Source organism: Candidatus Blastococcus massiliensis AP3, from assembly GCF_000582785.1.
Lineage (GTDB): Bacteria > Actinomycetota > Actinomycetes > Mycobacteriales > Geodermatophilaceae > Blastococcus > Blastococcus massiliensis.
The window spans coordinates 14,295-16,227 of sequence record NZ_HG931175.1 but is presented as its reverse complement, the minus strand read 5'-3'; the positions used below and the strand labels follow the sequence as shown (position 1 = coordinate 16,227).

Below are 1,933 nucleotides of genomic sequence, written 5' to 3'. Positions count from 1 at the left end.
CCGGTCAGCGCGCGTCCGCCGCTGGTGCGGGCGATCACGACGAGCAGGCCGAGCCCGGCGACGGTCACGCCTGCCGTGTGGCCGGCACCGAGGGCGAGCGCCCGGTCGGCCGGTGGCAGGACGGCGGCCAGGACCAGGTCCGCCGCGACGGCGACCAGCCAGCCCCCGACGACGCAGACGGTGGGCGCCTTCCAGAGCCCTCGGGCGTAGAGCGCCCGCGTGAGCAGTGCGACCAGGCCGTAGCCGACGAGCCCGGGGGCGAAGGCCACGGTGGTGTCGCGGAGCGCCCCGACCGCGAAGTCGGAGCCCCCCGCGAAGAACACCCGCGCCATCGGCCCGGCCACGGCCGCCAGGACCGCGGCGGCCACCGCCGAGGCGGCGACCGTGAGCACGGCGACCGGGGCCAGCGCGCGCGCGAAGCCGCTCTCGTCCCCCCGCGTCGGCGCGCTCGGCGAGCCCCGGGTAGGCCGAGGTGGCCAGCGGCACGGCCAACGCCGCCCACGGCACGAGGAAGAGGGTCAGGCCCGCGGCGTAGACGACCTGCGTGCCGTCGGGCGTGCCGTCGTTCGCCAGCCGGATCGCGACCGCGGCCACCAGCTGCTGGCCGGCGAGGGTGAGCACCCCGGCGATCGCCAGGCGCCGCACCCTGGGGGCCGCGCCCACCGGGAACCGGAGGGACGGCCGGAGCCGCAGCCCCAGCCGTCGCACCGGCAGGAGCAGGCTCAGGCCGAGCGCGACGACGCCGAGCGTCGTCCCGACGCCGAGCACCAGCTCGGCCGGCGTGGAGAGATCCGCGACGCCCCGGCTGCCGTCCAGGGCCGCGAACAGCAGGTAGGCCGCAGCGACGACGACGCTCGACAGCAGGGGCGCCAGGGCCGGCGCGGAGAACCTCCGGTGGGCCTGCAGCACGCCGGCGAGCACGATGCCGATGCCGTAGAGGACCACCTGGGGGGCGAAGACCAGCAGGAACCGGGCGGCCAGGTCGATCTTGGCCGGGTCGCCGTCGCCGAGCAGCAGCCGGGCGATGGGCTCGGCGAGCAGCGCGATGGCCACGGCCAGCGGGGTGAGGACGAGCAGCGTCCAGCCCAGCAGCGCCGAGGCGGTGCGGCGGACCTGCTCCCGGTCGCCCACCGCGATGCCTCCGGCCAGCATCGGCACGACGAGCGCGGCCAGGGCGCCGCCGGCGACGACCTCGTAGACGATGTTCGGGACGGTGTTGGCCGCCTGGTAGGTGTCGCCGGTGCTGCCCGCGCCCACCGCGTTGGTCAGGACGAGCGTGCGGCCGAACCCCGCCACGCGGGCCAGGAGCGTGAGGACGGCGATCAGAACCGCCGCCCCGGCGACCCCCTGGGCGACCGTGCGGCGGGTCACGACGTCCGGCGGCCGAGCCGGTCCAGGTCCCGCAGCCCCGGGGTCGCCTCGATGACCTTCGTGAAGCTGACCTTCTCGCTGGCCAGCGTCAGCGCCACGATGCCGGCGAGCAGGCCTGCCCGGCGGGGACGGGACGGTGCTGCTGCCAGGCGCAGTCCCAGCAGCGCCCCCAGGGCGTTGGCACCGCTGTCGCCGAGCATGATCTGCTCCCCCAGGTCGGCGGGCAGCACCGCGAGGGTCGCGCCGAGCGGGCCGGCCACCAGGGCTCCGCCGGGCCCGCCCAGCGTGGCCGCGGCGGTGACCAGGCCGGCCTTCGCCGCCCGCCCGGGACGCAGATCCAGCAGGTTGACCAGGTTGGCGGTGCCGGCGACGAGGCCGGTGGTGAGGACGACGTCGCCCAGGGCGCCGGCCCCCGGCCGCGGGCGGTGAGCAGCGCGGCGACAGCGCCCGCGGCGCCGATCCCGGCCACCTTGACCGCACCGGCCGAGACCCGGCCGGCCCGCAGCGCCCGCAGGTGTCCGGCCAGCCCCTTGTCGCGTGCCTGCTCCGGCCGCGCACCGAC

The 1,933-nt window shown here is 77.8% G+C and carries 1 protein-coding gene and 2 pseudogenes; all 3 read right to left on the bottom strand.

Going from position 1 to position 1,933, the window contains the following annotated elements; genetic code table 11:
- Positions 1-392 (bottom strand): lipid II flippase MurJ (locus tag BN344_RS21065; protein WP_331279643.1); only part of this gene is annotated, 392 nt, incomplete at its 3' end.
- A gap of 100 nt (positions 393-492) precedes the next feature.
- Positions 493-1,257, bottom strand: a pseudogene (locus BN344_RS21060) (lipid II flippase MurJ); the annotation flags it as partial.
- A 110-nt stretch (positions 1,258-1,367) separates the two neighbouring features.
- A pseudogene (locus BN344_RS14225) lies at positions 1,368-1,933 on the bottom strand (hypothetical protein); the annotation flags it as partial.